Annotated in this window: 16 protein-coding genes; 4 read left to right on the top strand and 12 right to left on the bottom strand. The window is 46.5% G+C overall.

Annotation, left to right across the window (positions count from 1 at the left end; genetic code table 11):
- Window positions 1-70: 70 nt before the first annotated feature.
- Together glnS and KD147_RS02150 are read right to left on the bottom strand one after the other, a co-directional pair.
- The gene (gene glnS / locus KD147_RS02155) at window positions 71-1,738 is read right to left on the bottom strand and encodes a glutamine--tRNA ligase (RefSeq protein ID WP_212546724.1); all 1,668 of its coding nucleotides are present in this window, start codon (window positions 1,736-1,738) and stop codon (window positions 71-73) included.
- Between the two features lie 351 nt (window positions 1,739-2,089).
- Window positions 2,090-2,482, bottom strand: coding sequence for a VOC family protein (locus tag KD147_RS02150; protein ID WP_212546723.1), 393 nt, complete (start codon window positions 2,480-2,482; stop codon window positions 2,090-2,092).
- 90 nt (window positions 2,483-2,572) lie between these two features.
- Between KD147_RS02150 and KD147_RS02145 the strand changes: the two genes are divergently transcribed.
- The 4 genes from KD147_RS02145 (at window position 2,573) to KD147_RS02130 (ending at window position 8,624) form a co-directional block, all read left to right on the top strand.
- Window positions 2,573-3,028, top strand: a complete 456-nt coding sequence (locus tag KD147_RS02145) for a CBS domain-containing protein (RefSeq protein WP_212546722.1) — start codon at window positions 2,573-2,575, stop codon at window positions 3,026-3,028.
- Window positions 3,029-3,110: 82 nt separating this feature from the next.
- Entirely contained in the window at window positions 3,111-4,175 is a 1,065-nt protein-coding gene (locus KD147_RS02140; RefSeq protein WP_105254055.1) for a DUF3083 family protein, read from the top strand.
- A gap of 214 nt (window positions 4,176-4,389) precedes the next feature.
- A complete protein-coding gene (locus KD147_RS02135; RefSeq protein WP_212546721.1) occupies window positions 4,390-5,529 on the top strand; it encodes an efflux RND transporter periplasmic adaptor subunit in 1,140 nt (379 codons plus the stop codon).
- A 2-nt stretch (window positions 5,530-5,531) separates the two neighbouring features.
- Entirely contained in the window at window positions 5,532-8,624 is a 3,093-nt protein-coding gene (locus tag KD147_RS02130; protein ID WP_212546720.1) for an efflux RND transporter permease subunit, read from the top strand.
- A gap of 27 nt (window positions 8,625-8,651) precedes the next feature.
- Here the strand turns inward: KD147_RS02130 and KD147_RS02125 are convergent, their stop codons facing one another.
- From KD147_RS02125 to KD147_RS02080, 10 genes are all read right to left on the bottom strand, one after another.
- Window positions 8,652-9,272 carry a TetR family transcriptional regulator gene (locus KD147_RS02125; protein ID WP_105189865.1) on the bottom strand — a complete coding sequence of 207 codons (621 nt, stop codon included), beginning with the start codon at window positions 9,270-9,272 and terminating at the stop codon, window positions 8,652-8,654.
- Between the two features lie 131 nt (window positions 9,273-9,403).
- On the bottom strand, window positions 9,404-10,408 hold the full coding sequence (locus KD147_RS02120; protein WP_212546719.1) for a hypothetical protein: 1,005 nt from the start codon (window positions 10,406-10,408) through the stop codon (window positions 9,404-9,406).
- A gap of 166 nt (window positions 10,409-10,574) precedes the next feature.
- Window positions 10,575-10,787: a hypothetical protein gene (locus tag KD147_RS02115; protein WP_212546718.1), complete on the bottom strand. Its 213-nt coding sequence runs from the start codon at window positions 10,785-10,787 to the stop codon at window positions 10,575-10,577.
- A 122-nt stretch (window positions 10,788-10,909) separates the two neighbouring features.
- Window positions 10,910-11,941, bottom strand: a complete 1,032-nt coding sequence (locus KD147_RS02110; RefSeq protein WP_212546717.1) for a DUF2157 domain-containing protein — start codon at window positions 11,939-11,941, stop codon at window positions 10,910-10,912.
- A gap of 105 nt (window positions 11,942-12,046) precedes the next feature.
- The gene (locus KD147_RS02105; RefSeq protein WP_212546716.1) at window positions 12,047-12,508 is read right to left on the bottom strand and encodes a hypothetical protein; all 462 of its coding nucleotides are present in this window, start codon (window positions 12,506-12,508) and stop codon (window positions 12,047-12,049) included.
- A gap of 324 nt (window positions 12,509-12,832) precedes the next feature.
- Window positions 12,833-13,186: a hypothetical protein gene (locus KD147_RS02100; RefSeq protein WP_212546715.1), complete on the bottom strand. Its 354-nt coding sequence runs from the start codon at window positions 13,184-13,186 to the stop codon at window positions 12,833-12,835.
- 29 nt (window positions 13,187-13,215) lie between these two features.
- The gene (locus KD147_RS02095) at window positions 13,216-13,623 is read right to left on the bottom strand and encodes a hypothetical protein (RefSeq protein WP_212546714.1); all 408 of its coding nucleotides are present in this window, start codon (window positions 13,621-13,623) and stop codon (window positions 13,216-13,218) included.
- Window positions 13,620-14,417, bottom strand: a complete 798-nt coding sequence (locus KD147_RS02090; protein WP_212546713.1) for a hypothetical protein — start codon at window positions 14,415-14,417, stop codon at window positions 13,620-13,622. Before KD147_RS02090 ends, KD147_RS02095 begins: the two co-directional genes overlap by 4 nt.
- A gap of 37 nt (window positions 14,418-14,454) precedes the next feature.
- Window positions 14,455-15,309 carry a hypothetical protein gene (locus KD147_RS02085; protein WP_212546712.1) on the bottom strand — a complete coding sequence of 285 codons (855 nt, stop codon included), beginning with the start codon at window positions 15,307-15,309 and terminating at the stop codon, window positions 14,455-14,457.
- Window positions 15,310-15,580: 271 nt separating this feature from the next.
- Window positions 15,581-15,931: a cupin domain-containing protein gene (locus tag KD147_RS02080; protein ID WP_212546711.1), complete on the bottom strand. Its 351-nt coding sequence runs from the start codon at window positions 15,929-15,931 to the stop codon at window positions 15,581-15,583.
- Window positions 15,932-15,988: the final 57 nt, after the last annotated feature.

Here is a 15,988-nt window from a genome sequence, read left to right as displayed (position 1 = left end):
AAAAACGGATACCTATAAAAGTATCCGTTTTCAATTAACTTAGTAGTTAGTTAAGTGTTCAGCGTATTGCTTAGTCTTGTTGCTCAATCTTGGCCCAAGAATCACGCAAACCAACGGTTTGGTTAAATACCAGGTGCTCAAAATGATCGTCACGACAGAAGTAGCCAGTACGCTCAAATTGATAGCCTACAAGTGCTTTTGCATCCGCCAGGCTTGGCTCAAGTTTGGCATTGCTGACAATGGTGAGTGACTCAGGGTTCAGAGCATCGGCAATATCATCCGCAGAGCCTGGGTTTGGCACATTGAACAGGCGATCGTACAGACGCACTTCGGCATCGATACAGTGGCTTGCGCTCACCCAGTGAATAACACCTTTTACCTTACGGCCGTCGGCGGGGTTTTTACCTAGCGTCTCGGCATCGTATGTACAGTAGATGGTGGTGATGTTGCCATCGTTGTCTTCTTCGATACGCTCGGCCTTGATCACATAGGCGTTACGTAAACGCACTTCTTTACCCAGAACCAAACGCTTAAACTTCTTGTTCGCTTCTACGCGGAAGTCGTCACGCTCAATAAATACTTCGCGGGTGAATGGCAATTGACGCGAGCCCATCTCTTCCTTGTTAGGATGGTTAGGCGCATCGAGCATTTCTACCTGATCTTCCGGGTAGTTCTCAATCACGATACGCACTGGGTCAAGTACCGCCATGGCACGCGCGGCGTTTTCGTTCAGATCGTCACGGATACAGGCTTCAAGCATGCCCATTTCAACCAGGTTATCCTGCTTAGTCACACCGATGCGCTTACAGAACTCACGAATAGACGCCGGTGTATAACCGCGGCGACGCAAGCCTGCAATGGTCGGCATACGTGGATCGTCCCAACCGTCTACATGACCATCAACCACCAATTGGTTAAGCTTACGCTTACTCATCATGGTGTATTCAAGGTTCAAACGTGAGAACTCGATTTGCTGCGGATGACATTCAATGCTGATGTTATCAAGCACCCAGTCGTAAAGACGACGGTTATCTTGGAACTCCAGAGTACACAATGAATGGGTAATGCCTTCTAAGGCATCACTGATACAATGGGTGAAGTCGTACATAGGATAGATGCACCACTTATCACCGGTTTGGTGGTGATGAGCAAAACGAATACGATAGATAATAGGATCGCGCAGCACCATAAATGAGCTGGCCATATCTATCTTGGCACGCAGCACACACTCGCCTTCTTTAAACTCACCGTTTTTCATCTTCTCGAATAACGCCAGGTTTTCTTCCACCGGCGTATCACGGTATGGGCTGTTTTTACCCGGCTCGGTTAGCGTGCCACGGTATTCGCGAGCCTGCTCAGGTGTTAGGAAGCACACATAAGCCAAACCCTTGGTGATCAACTCAACCGCATACTCATAGAGCTTATCGAAATAGTTTGAAGAATATTGAATCTCGCCATCCCAGTGAAAGCCTAGCCAACTCACATCTTCTTTGATTGAGTTAACATAGTTTATGTCTTCTTTTTCCGGGTTGGTGTCATCAAAACGCAGGTTGCACAGGCCCTGGTAGTCTTGGGCGATACCAAAGTTTAAGCAAATTGATTTAGCGTGGCCAATGTGCAGGAAACCATTGGGCTCAGGCGGAAAACGGGTGTGTGTTTTTTGATGTTTACCCGACGCCAAGTCTGCATCGATAATATTACGAATAAAGTTCGTTGGGCGATTTTCAATCTCCGCCATTGGGATACTTTCCTCTGAATTTTACGTGGCTTTTAACTAGGGTCTGTTTATCTTTGCAGTTTACTTTATGTTCAATCTAAACGCATTCTGATCACGACGCTCGTTATGCTGCATAGTCATTCTATGTACATAGCGAGCAACAAAGAGCAGGAGGCGTTTAGATGAACCCATAGGGCAGCCCTTGTAGTATATTTCTACTGTGTTATCGCATGCTCATGTAGAATAACTACACCACACCTGCTCTGCCTTGTATAAATACACTACAAACTGCTGCAGAAACAAACAGCAAAGGTCAACAGACCCTGAGTCATTATGACAAAATCTGGCGTTAACATACAGCTTTTAGTAGGGTCAAACCAGTTTTAATTCAAGGGTGTTATCGTCGGGGTCGTGAATGTATAAAGAACGACCAAAACCGGTGGCACCATAGCGCGTGGCAAAGACCAATGTCTCCATTACCCCCTTGCGTTTAAGGCTGCGAATGAGCGCCTGTTCGCTTGGCGCCCTCACCTGCAAGCAAATATGGGCGATAGGTGAGCTACGCGCATCCGGTGGCGCACCACTATCTAGGCTGCCTGTGGTACTCAGTAAGTCTATTAACGCCGCACCGGCACGCAATTGATACAAGCCTTCATCCTCCAGCACCCGCTCGAGTGTAGCCCCCAGCACCTGCTGGTAAAACGCCAGTAGCTGCTCTACCTTTGAAGTACGAATGACCACGTGATCTAAGCCTTGTAATTGCATATGCCACCTTTGTTTGATTGAGATCTAAACTTGTTTATATATTTAAAGGTAGCGTTAAAAGCACATAATTCGAAGAGATAAGGAACCACTATGTCTAAGCCGAACGAGCCTGAGCTAACTCCTACTCTGGAGTGTGCAGCCGATCTAATGACGGCCTCCCCCGTCACTACAAATGCGGATGCCTCTTTGTATGACGTTCATCAACTGATGCGTGAGTACAATATTCGCCATATCCCGGTCACCGACGATAAGCAGCATTTGGTGGGCATGCTGACGCAAAAAGTGATCATCGCCCAGGTGATGAAGATTATCTCTGTGTTTGGCGCCGATGCCCTCGAGCGCAAAGAAAAGCAAACCCATGTTAGGGATATCATGCTGACCAGCTTTGATACCGTGGAATCAAGCGATCAGCTCATTGATATAGCGAAGTTTTTTTTAAATAACCGCCACGGCTGCATGCCGGTTTTAGAGGCGAAAAAGTTAGTGGGCGTACTAACTTCATCGGATTTTGTCAGACTCAGTATTACCCTGATGGAAAAGTCATAAAAGTTTAATCTAGCGCAACATCGTTGACATTTATGAGCACTAGAATGAAGCCAATGAAAACACCAAGGAATAAGGAACAACCATGGCTTCACAAAATCAACATAGGGTCTATATACCCACCAACGCCCGAGCTAACCAATACATCCTCGCCGAGTTCAAACCCGACGAGGATTTTTATGCCTGCTTTAGCGATTATGCCAGCGCCCATCAGCGCATAGTTCGCCAGCTATTTGCCCTGTGTGACGACGCCGAACTGTACAATGTCCACGTATTGGTTAATGACAAGCTACCAATCGTACGTTTCCACGAAGAAGCTTATTGCTTAGAAACCAAACGTCAGCAAATGTTTTTCTACAACCCGCGTTACCACGAGGCTCATACCCTGCATGGCGACGACACACAAAAGGCACGCAAGGTGCGCTTGCTGTTTTTGGCCACCGGCGAGGATATTCGCGCCCACAGCGCCGATTTTCATTTACGCGTCGCCAAGGTTTTAACAAAACTGCAAGAGCAGCTACCAAATCAGGCGCAACCATTTAGGGTGCGCGATCACCAGCACCTAACCTATGATATTTTTGCCCGCGCCAAGGGCTATAAAGAAAGTTATGGCTACAAGCTTAGAGCCCTGGACTCTCGCTATGAAGCCCGTGGCTGCCCGCTGCCGGAACACAGAGATCTCACTTACGCGCGCTTTACTTTGCCCCTAACTCGGCAGGTCAAAACCCAATTATTGGACAACGACGCCACCGACTTTGCCCCGTTTTACGCCCGTATCGCCGATGCCTTTGTCACCGCCTGTGAAGCCAAGCGCCTGCCCCGTCGTGCCATGGTGGCCAATGGCCGCACGCCGCTTATTCGCCACCGCGACATAGATACCAGTGCCCACAATGAAGAGCTGGAAAAGCTGAGCTTTCTACCTTGTGTCGACAGCACCCAGAATTACCTGCTTTATGATGGCAGCCAACTGGTACAAAGTATCGACTTCGTTATCGTCGCCGGCACCGAAGACCGACATGATATGGGCTATGGCCGCTTTATGAATCAGGTAGAAAGTGTAATCAAATCCCTGTGTATGGAGCTGCACGTCAACCCCGAACGTCAAGACATCAATACGCGCTTCTATCAACACCTAAGTTACGCCCTCTAAGGCAAAAACTGCCCCTCTTCTGCGCCGCCTTCCCAACCGGATAGGCGGCCACTCAGCCACCAAAAAAGCCTAAAAACCACATTCTAATACCAAGTTTATTACCTTCGGTTACAATGGGTTACGTGTAAACGGAATAGTTTACCTTGCTTACATACGTTCATGTATGTATATTTGCGCTCTATATGATCGATTTGTTGTTCTTAGAAGGTAGGATATGAAAGCAAAAACCCTGGTCGCCTTAACCATAGTTGCGACGCTTGGCCTTAGCGGCTGTGAACAGTCGGGCGCTCAAGCTCAAACCCAAAGCGCGCCACGCGCGGTGGAAATCGAAGCGTATCAGTTGCAACCACAAACCGTGATGCAACACACCGAGTTGGTGGGCCGCACGGTGGATTACCGCCAGGCGGAAATTCGCCCTCAGGTAAGTGGTATTTTGCAATCTCGCCTCTTTGAAGAAGGACAAATGGTCGAAAAGGGCGATGTGCTTTATCGCATCGACCCCGCGCCTTTTGAAGCCGCCCTGGCCAGTGCCAAGGCAAGCCTGGCAAAAGCCGAGGCCGCGGTTAAAAATTCCACCGCCCGCGCTAAGCGTATTAAAAGCCTGCTTGGCACCAACTCCGTTAGCCAACAGGATTTCGACGATGCCGATGCCCAGCGTCTTCAGGCGCAGGCTGACTTAGCTGCCGCCAAAGCCGCGGTGCTCAGCGCCCAAATAAACCTGGATTACACGGGCATTCGTGCGCCGATCAGCGGTCAAATCGGTCGTTCTTTGGTCACCGAGGGTGCCCTGCTGACCGCCAACCAAGGCAATGCCTTGGCCACCATTCGTCAGTTAGACCCTATCTATGTGGACATGACCAAGGCGGCCTCAAAGCTCGCGTCTTTACGTCAGGCCATTACTACGAACGCCAGTAACAAAGGCGTTGCCCCAGCGGTACAACTCAAGCTTGATGAAGCGCTTTGGTATGGCCACTCCGGCGAGCTGCAATTCTCCGAGGTCAGCGTTGACCCTTCTACGTCCATGGTCACCATGCGTGCGGTATTCCCAAATCCAGATGGTGAATTGCTACCTGGTATGTTCGTACGTGCCCAGCTTGAACTAGGTAATACAGATAACGGCCTTTTGGTACCGCAAAAGTCGGTAGTGCGCACGCCTAAGGGCGAAGCCACCGTGATGGTGGTGAATGCCGAAAACACCATTGAGGTGCGCGTGGTCGAGCTGGCACAGCAGGTTGATCAAAGCTGGCTCGTCAGCAAGGGCCTTAAAGCAGGCGATATGGTTGTGACCTCGGGTTTACAAAAAATCCGCCCAGGGGCGCTGGTTAAAGTTACCAATAACCCATCGGAGGCATAAGCATGGCGAATTTCTTTATTAGCCGGCCAATCTTTGCATGGGTGATAGCCATTGTCATCATGCTGGCCGGTCTGCTATCAATTAAACAACTGCCGGTGGAGCAGTACCCGCAGGTGGCACCACCTGCGGTGACCATCACCGCCAGCTACCCGGGTGCAACGGCGAAAACCGCTGAAGACGCCATTACCCAGGTTATCGAGCAAGCCATGAACGGCATCGACAACCTAATGTACATGTCGGCGCAGAGTGACTCTTTGGGTAACGTGACCCTGACCCTCACCTTTGAAACCGGCACCGATCCGGACATCGCTCAGGTTCAGGTACAAAACAAGTTACAGCGTGCGATCCCACTGTTGCCACAAGAAGTGCAGCAACAAGGTGTGGCGGTTGCTAAATCGAGCGGTAGCTTCCTGATGGTAATCGGCTTTATTTCCGAAGACGGTTCAATGACTCGTGAAGACCTCTCCGATTACGTAGTGTCTAATATTAAAGATCCAATCAGCCGTACTCCTGGTGTGGGTAACCTCACCGTGTTCGGTAGCCAATACGCCATGCGTATCTGGTTGGATGCAGACAAACTGAACGAGTTTCAGCTAACACCCACGGATGTAACCAGCGCCATTCGTGTGCAAAACAACCAGGTGACCGCAGGTCAGCTAGGTGGTGCACCGGCATTACCAGGTCAGCAGTATAATGCTGCAATCACGGCACAAAGCCGTCTCAGCAGCCCGGAAGAGTTTGGACAAATCCTACTGCGCGTTAATGCCGACGGCTCTCGCGTTTTGCTAAGCGACGTTGCCCGTATTGAACTCGGTGGTGAAAACTATGCGGTTATGGGTCGTTATAACGGCATGCCGGCCACAGGTTTTGCCATTGAGCTGGCCACCGGTGCCAACGCCCTGGACACGGCCAACGCGGTAAAAGCACGTCTGGCCGAGCTGGAAGCCTATTTCCCGGCGGGTGTGAAGATCACCATCCCATACGACACGACACCCTTTGTTGAAGTGTCTATCAGCGCCGTAGTTCAAACCCTGTTTGAAGCCGTGATCCTGGTATTCGTAGTCATGTATCTGTTTATGCAGAACTTCCGCGCCACGCTGATCCCGACCCTGGCTATTCCCGTGGTCTTACTTGGTACCTTTGGCATCATGTCGGCCATGGGCTTCTCTATCAACACCTTGACCATGTTCGGTATGGTACTGGCCATCGGCCTCTTGGTGGACGATGCCATAGTCGTGGTAGAAAACGTTGAGCGGGTAATGAGCGAAGACGGCCTGGGCCCGGTCGAAGCCACACGTAAGTCCATGGGCCAGATCACCGGCGCCCTGGTGGGTATCGGTCTGGTATTGTCGGCGGTATTCGTACCCATGGCGTTCTTCGGCGGTGCCACCGGTGCCATTTATAAGCAATTCTCAATTACCATAGTATCGGCCATGGCGCTGTCTGTTCTTGTCGCTATCGTCTTTACCCCGGCCCTGTGTGCCACCATTTTGAAGCCACTGCATGGCGATCATCACAACAAAGGCGGCTTCTTTGGCTGGTTTAACCGCACCTTTGACCGCGGTAATGACAAATATGGTAAGGCCGTAGGCGGCCTGTTGAAACGCCCTGTTCGCTCTATGGCGCTGTACGGCGTGATCGTGGCGGTAATGGCACTGATGTTTGCCCGCCTACCCTCGTCTTTCCTACCGGAAGAAGATCAGGGTATCTTCCTGACCATGGTGCAACTACCCAGTGGTGCCAGCCAGGAGCGTACCGAAGCGATCATGACACAAGTATCGGATCACTATGGCAGCGAAGAAGCGGTGCAATCCGTATTCACCGTAAGTGGCTTTAGTTTTGCCGGTCAGGGTCAAAACGTGGGTCTTGCCTTCACCCGTCTGAAAGACTGGAGTGAGCGTGACGAAAGCCAAAGCGTGCAAGCGATTATTGGCCGCGCCATGGGCAAGTTCTCGACCATTAAAGAAGCACAGATTTTTGCCTTTAACCTGCCGCCCATCGTTGAACTGGGTCAGGCCACCGGCTTTAACATGTTCTTGCAAGACCGCGGTGGTCTGGGCCACGAAGCCCTGTTACAGGCACGTAATCAGTTCCTTGGCATGGCCGCACAGCGTCCAGAGCTGATGGCAGTGCGTCCAAACGGCATGGAAGATGCGGCACAGCTGCAAGTGGATATCGACCAACTTAAGGCTCAGGCTTTGGGTGTGCCAATTAGCGAGATCAACAACGCCCTATCTATCGGCTGGGGTTCAACCTATGTGAATGACTTCGTAGACCGTGGTCGCGTTAAGAAGGTGTACGTGCAGGCTGATGCGGAGTTCCGTATGACTCCGGAAGACTTAAGCCACTGGTATGTGCGTAACAACCAAGGCGAGATGGTGTCGTTCGACAGCTTTGCCAGCAGCCGTTGGGTGTATGGCCCACAACGTTTAGAGCGTTATAACGGTATCTCGGCGATGGAGATCTTAGGTCAACCGTCGCCGGGATACAGCTCGGGTACGGCGATGGCCGTGGTGGCCGAGTTGGTAGACCAACTACCAGAAGGCATCGACTTCGAGTGGACCAGCACCTCGTATCAGGAAAAGATGTCTGGTTCACAGGCGCCCTTCTTGTACGCCCTGTCGATCCTGGTGGTATTCCTGTGCTTAGCGGCGCTGTATGAGAGCTGGTCGATTCCATTCTCGGTGATCATGGTGGTGCCTCTAGGTATCGTCGGCGCCCTGGGTGCGGCCTTTATCTTCGGCTTGGAGAACGACGTCTACTTCCAGGTAGGTCTATTGACTACCATGGGTCTGGCCTCGAAAAACGCCATCTTGATTGTGGAATTTGCCAAAGATCTGCAACAACAAGGCCTGGATGTGATTAAGGCGACGCTTGAGGCTATCCGCCTGCGTTTACGCCCTATCATCATGACCTCACTGGCCTTCTCACTGGGCGTATTGCCACTGGCGATCAGTACCGGTGCGGGCTCGGCGAGTCGTAACGCTATAGGTATTGGTGTACTAGGCGGGATGGCAACGGCCACCTTCCTGGCAATCTTCCTCGTCCCGGTGTTCTATTTGGTGGTACAAAAAATCTTTGTACGCAACAAATAACCAACGGGCACTGCAAGCCGGGCTAAATTAGCCCGGCTTTTTTAGGCCTACAAATAAGGTATCGAGTAGCGGCTCAACCTGTTTGGTCAGGTTCATGCAGCCCGGGTGCTGTAGATACTGGCTCAGCAAACCGACGAATAAGGCGTTGAGCGATATGGCTGCATCTTCGGGGCGAATACAGGGGTTCAACTCGCCATTATCCAGGGCACGATTAAAAGCCAGGGTTAATGTGGCAATCACTTCCTGATTTAATTCTTTTTGCTGTGCCACCACGGGATTAAGCTCTTCCACATATTCACAGCGATGGAACACCACGGTGAGCACCCGATAATATTGAGGCTGCTGCTCCACCAGCAACATGGAGCGGCAAATCACATCTTTCACCTGAGCCAGGGTGCTTTGCTCATTGGCCTGCTGCAACTCACTGAGCATCATGCGAAACGGCAAGCGAATGCGCTCAAGCATGGCGTTAAAAAGGTCATTCTTGTTGGCAAAATGCCAATAAATGGCACCGCGCGTCACCCCCGCAGCCGCGGCAATATGCGCCAAGGTGGTACAGGACACCCCATGTTCAAAAAACTGATGTTCGGCGGCATCTAAAATTGCCGCCCGAGTCTGCTCTGCATCGGCCTTACTACGCCTTGCCATTATGCTTGTCCCATAATTTTACTTGCTGATTATATTAACATATTTGTTACCAAGTGTGACCAGCAAGAACGGAGTTAGGGCATAATTTCCATATAAAAAAAATGGGCTATTTAGCCCCCTAAGGTCACTTATTACTCGGTCACCACAAACGGCAGATTAATGTTTGCGGCATTGACCTCGGACACCCACAGATACTTGCCTGGCGCCAAATCGACGCTGACATAGCCATGGTTACCGGCGCCCATCTGTTCAATACCGCCTAAAAAGGTCACCGGCGCCGGCGCCCGTAAGCCACCGACATTGGTCCAGTCCATCCAAAAATACACCTGTTGTAAATCCGTGCCCTCTTCGAGTTTGGCCAGGTGTAGGTCATAGGGTAAAAAGCTCGGCGGGTTTTCACCGATATCGATGCGAAAGGTGTGTTTACCCGCTTTCACCACCTCTGGTCCGCTAATGCCCGTGTTGGCGACTGTCAGGTTATGGGTGGCCTCTGGTAGTTGTTGCTCTGTGGGTCCAGGATAGACCTGTATCTGATGCAGCATCCCCATCAGCGTGTGCCATTGACCGTCAGGGGCTTTCACATAGCATTCGAGCAAATAGATACCGGGCTTATCGATATTAAAGGTCGCCTCGACGCTGTGGCCATTGGACAAGAGCCCGGCGCCCCCGACCCAGGTCATTTGCAACCCCCAGTCCGGGACATTCTGCTCCAGAAATGGACCTATATCCGCTTTGGTTAATTCGCCGCTGCGCAGCCCCTGCATTATGGGGTCAAACGCGGGGGCTACCTCTCGCAACTGATCCTCTATGGTCTTACCCTCAACCAAGCGATACATGGCCACAAAGTGCTCCTGGCCACCGCGGTTGGTAAAAGAAAAAGTAGTCCACCCGGTGGGTAAATAATCCGGCGCCAAAATGGCGTATTCTGTGGTGGTGACCTCCACCTTATTGACCGGCGTTAGCTCAGCCTGTGGCAACGCCTTTGGCACAGCCTGTGGCAATGCCTGTGACGCCATCTTTTCTTGCTCATTGCTCGCCATTTCACTTTGAGTCTCGCTTTGAGGCGCTTCGCAGGCAGATAACATACAGACCAGAGCAAAGCTCAAAATTGGCTTAATTACATTTAACCCAGGCACATTAACCCCCTTGGTTTAACTCGGTATTTAAGGTTAAAGCCTAGTTAAAAAGGATGATTAAGCAACATGCCATGACCCCACAGGTGTAGGTCGATCATAAAGGAGCACAGTAACTGATGGCTGTAAGCGAAAGGCGGGGATCGGCAACGCCCGATAAATAGGTAAATTAATGGCTACGAGTTGGTTGCACGTCATTTTTCAACACAAGAACAATCAAAAAAATCAGTGCAACGGGAGGTATTAAAGCACTAAAAAAACCCAAGCATGAAGTAAGAAACGGTGTCTGAGTTTTTCTTTTGCCAAGATAGTAACCAACAATAGCCATAATGATGGCGAGCGCTAAAATCAGTTGTCCGAAAAGAGTAGTATTGATAGACATAGTTCAAATTCCTTTTATAAATAGTGCCTTACTAATGGGCGCACAAATGCTTGGCAAATTTAGCGACGAAGGAGCACAAGCCAAGCGTTCTGCGTCCTTTTGAGTAACTTGTTAGATAGCGATTACGCATGCTTAGACGCTAATAATTCACGTAATGCTATTGGCAAAAAGCTTCGCGCTTTTGCTGTAATTAGGGATTCATTTTTTTGCCAAAGAACTCCCAAATAAATAACGAACAATCCTAGCAGAGTTAATGCAATAGGAAACAACCAACTATCTTTAAATATATTTGACGCTAAATGTCCGATGTAACCAGAACAACCTATCGCCCCAAATACAACAAACACCCTTCTCACAATGAGAACACCTGCAAAGATCATAAAAAGGTTAATGGTGAAATATATAAACTTAGACAATTCACTATCTGAATGTTGAAATGACATTCCGCCCCAAAATGCTATGACGCCAAAAAGATATATCCAAAATGAATAATCCGCTTTAGCGTGCGATCTAATATCAACCCAAAAAGCGAGAGCTATCATAAGTAACCCTGAATACATAGAAACTAACTTTCTTAGCTCCCAACTATAATCTCCCCCATTTAACATCACGGCGACATCCATAGTTAAATACCAAAGCGTGACTGCAATAGGCATGATTAAGAAAGGGTATTTATATTTCCAAGCAATAATAGTACCTACGGCTAGGGTACTTAATTCCATATAAAGCCAATGCCACTTTATGTATCGGTGGTATTCGCGATAAACACTTTCGTCAGGCCAAACACCCAGTGCATGTTGCAATCCATAAACGGCTAATGGCGTTAACGCGATAACAAACGTGCCGCAAATACCAGCAGGAATTGCTAATCCTTTAGATTTAAAGATATTAGTTAGTTTCAGCCCAACGGCACCATAAAACAGAGAAATAAATAGTATTCCAATTCCTCCGAAGGACTCCCACCCTAAGTTCATAAAAAGCGTCATTGCGCCAATTGCAATCATTCCGCCGATGTAATAAAGAACGTGAGTAAAATCAAACTTAGGAGCTGCGTTTGGTTGTTTATTTAAAAACTCTATTAGTTTTTCAAACTGCTCTAATGAAATAATATTTTCACTTACAGCGTCTTCCAAATTCTTTTTATTGAATCTCAATTTAGACTCCTTTCTAGGATGAGCATCTGACGCTCGCTGCACAGGCCAAAACCCGCGCAGCGGTTATGGTCCAGGCCACGCAGTGGCCGATTGTGACTGCGCTTGTTAGCTATTATCGTGAGCTACAACTTTGTTCTGGTGATAGTTGAACCACAAGTGACCACCCCAGATTGACGGAATATAAACGACTAAACACGCCAATACAAACCAAAGCGATATGTTTGAAAATGACATTAAGGCAATGAATATAAAAGGAATAAGCCCTATGACCATGACGATTTTTACATTCATAGTGACAGTATTTTCCCAGGTCTTTGATGCCGCATATCCAGCGAGAAACAACATGAAAGTAACCAGAAAGAAACTCATAACAGCATAAAAAGGAATGCCCTTTTCAGGGAAGGAAAACAATTCATCTAAAAAGTTTACGGCATAAATACCGAGAACTAATATCGCAGTCATTGACGCCAAACCTAAACCCACAGCAGCTGGACCAGAAAGGGGCTTACTTTTTATTACGTATGAAAAAAATGCAATTATAAGAACCGTTGAAATTACTGTCGACATAGGAGCTGGTGATTCCATTGTTTACGTTAGTTGAAACTAAACAAAGCTAGCGCCCTGCTAATGAATAAAATTTAATTAGCTATAATCTTGATCGGAGCGAAATCAGTCAACTAAATTTCATCCACTCTTCAACAGCTTGTTAGGGTTAACGTAACCTACAGTTAGTATCAGGTGCCATTTTGTAAGCGCTACTATTTTTTATCGCCCTCTCTATCCTATTTACGAGTTTAATAAGTTTCTCAGGTACTCGATTAGAACGAGATAAACAATTACAGTTCCATATCACTGTATTTTCACTATCTGAGTTTCTAATTGTAAGTTCCGTTACGGGACAAGGCGCCAAAAATAAATAACTTCTTCATTTTCATCTGGATATTCGACATGAAAACTAGGTATAGAGTGTTTTATCTCTTTTGGGAGCTCAAAAAATTTAATTTTTTCCGCTTCCCTCAAAATTGAAGCAACATCCGTTCTATTTAACCTCAAAGTAGCTCGATAGTCGCCTTCGTCACTACATAAATTTTTTTCATAAGATTCACTTCTATAACTATATTTCTCAAATACACCCTTATATTCAAGATTAAAGTCTTCTATTTGCGAAGGTGCTACACAGCCCGGCAATAAAGTTATTAGAAATAACCTCAACCACAAGAGTTTGATAGATAACGTCCCATCCATAATTGTCTTGTTATTCCTAAAATACACGACTAATTAACTTCGCCCAACCTAAATTTAGCCACTTCTTGTGGGTAATGAACTACACGATTTAATACCAGTTTATTATTGAAAATGATCTGGACAATATAATTTCCTTCATCGGCTGTAATAACAAAATCACTAGAAAAACTACCTGATACGTCTCGCACATTTATGGAGTTGAGTTCAGAGTCATTTTCTGTTTTTAAACTGAGCTGACATACATCTGCAACTTTTCCCGAAATCATCACAACATTTTCCCCTATTTTAAGAGAGGAGCATCCGGTTAAATTGAGAACTAATGCTATCAGGATATATCGATACATGACTTTAAATATAACGCCAGCAGCAGGGAACGTAAACCAGAGCGTAGCAATGCTTTTGCGTTCCTTCTGCCTGCTTTTGTTATAGTTACTCACGAATTTGAGGCCGCTTCCCATAAACCAGAAATGTAACCTTTTGCCGGGTATTTTCGTTCAAACTCTTCTTTATCGTGTGAATTGTTTCTGTATTCCTGGATAATTTTACCTAAACTTGCACAATCAAGCCTACTGGCATTGCAGATTGTTATGTAATACTTTCTTTGGTTTTCCAGGTTCTCTACAGAACGTCTAATCTGTTCACTCTCTAGGAAATCTGCGCCGATCATTTCAATTAATTCATCACTCAACTCAATACCTGTACGGATTAGCATGTCTGCGCCCCGAACAAAGTAATTAACAGTCAGGGCATTTCTAATTTCACTCCCCGATATTTCATCGCCATTTGCATTGAACTCAAGAACTCCTTGATAGTAGGCATTAAGTTTAAGTCTAGTATCAACACTCTCAATACCTGATATGTATTTTTCATAGCATATAACATGAAGGTTCGAATGAGATATTTCCCTATTATCAAATACTCCTTGAGCGCCTCGATGCATCCATATCGGATTAATGTGGTCTAGTGTTCTTGATAGTGAAGCTAAGTGTCCGATCAACTCATTTAAAAACAAAGCGAGAGTAGTGCTTTTGATTCTATTAGTTTGATCAATTTGCTGCTGCGATAACTTTGCTGTTATCCGTTCGAGTTTCAACTGTTCCTTTTGCGCCTTCCTAGATTTATTTAATGCTATAATTGAGACGACTACAGAAATTATTGCGATAAGGATTGAAATCCAATCTTTGTTTTTAGTTACCCAATCTAAAGCATCTAGAACAAATTGGACATTCATGTCACACCCCTCTATATCGCCCCAAACAGTAGTTTATCTACTGCTTTGGTTTGTTATGTTCATTATTAAGCATAAGTGCATTTTCAATTGCTTTACGCTCTCCAAATTCAACTAAGTCGCTGTAATATGAGTCGGGCCCTTTCTTTTGTGCTTCTATGAAGTCCAAAGTTTTTACTGCATTAATTCGCCACTGATTAAGGGCTTCTCTTTCCTCCATCACTTTCTTTAGCCTCGCAACATCATTAGTATCATTTTTTAGCGCTTCACGTTGTAATGCAAATCCAACCATGTTGGCAAAAAAGATAGTTCCTTTATTTTCCAATAATTTGCCTATTTTGACGCAACTGTTCCTCCAATCTAAGCTTGATTTGGATTGTTCGTTACATAAATGCATCAGTTCTTGATATGGTTGAACTACCATATTATGGGAATATATTATCGCCGCTGTATGTAAATGCGTTTTCGGATAGCCAGCTTCTTTTAGCGTTTCTAGTAATATTGAAAATCTTTTCCAGTAAAAATCGTCATACTTCTTCTTTTTCGCTGCGCTATTTAGCTCTTCATATGCAGTTAACAAATCATTCTTACGGACATGGTAGATTGCTGAGTAGATGTGAGGAAGACCGTTATCTTGGTCCATTTTTTTCAACTCTTCAATTGACTCAGTAGGATTACAAATCATTCTTTTCTCTGAGAATAAACACCTTTTAGTCGCTTGGTCAACCCAGAGAATATTGTCGAATGCTAACGTGCGTCCTTGGGTATAAAATTTATCAAGTGCTTCTGATTGAGATAATTGACTTGCAATTAAGATGGCAACCAAAACTTTGTTTGAGCTACTGCTTTCCTTCGCGCTCGACAAATACTGCTTACTGAAGCTTTGCTCTTCCACACTGAACTCTAAGGAATGTAATCTACTCGAAAAAACAATCAAAACAAGAAAGACGTTTAGTAAGCATAGGTTTTTGAACATGACATTCCTCAAAGAAGGTTGCTATATGTGGCTTCCAGTAATACTCAGACCTGCGACAAAATACGTGAGTAAAACATCTTGAAAACATAACGCTCCACTAAGGAGCGAGTAATAGTTGGCTAAAATGTGTAGCGAAGCGAAACCGAGCCAGCTATTACGAGTCCTGCTTCAGTGGCTTGTTATATGCGCATTAATCCAAACTAAACTGAATAATTAAAAGATCAATGTTTGAATCTGAGTCATTTATTAAGCCATGCTCCCCATAAGGCTTATTTTTTATCATATCGCCTTTTTTAACCTTAACGATTTGGTTATCAATGGTCATTGTTCCAGAGCCTTCAAGAATTATATACATTTCTTCATTATTACCATGTTTATGGTAACCAACCGTAGAATTAGGTGGGATAATTTGTCTGTCTATGAAGTCACAGTTGCTAAAAAAATCTGATTTCCCCCAAATCTCATATAACTCGACGGACCCAATACCATCATGAGCAGAATGTTGTATTTGTTTTTCCGTTTCTAAAAAATTACGAATCATCTGTGATTCTCTCTGTGCATATACCGCCCGCCTCAACTGCCGGAGGCCACTGTCACC

Origin of the sequence: Pseudoalteromonas sp. BDTF-M6, assembly GCF_018334135.1 — a bacterium.
GTDB lineage: Bacteria > Pseudomonadota > Gammaproteobacteria > Enterobacterales > Alteromonadaceae > Pseudoalteromonas.
The sequence above is the reverse complement of the archived record's forward strand: the minus strand, read 5'-3'. Positions and strand labels throughout refer to the sequence as shown.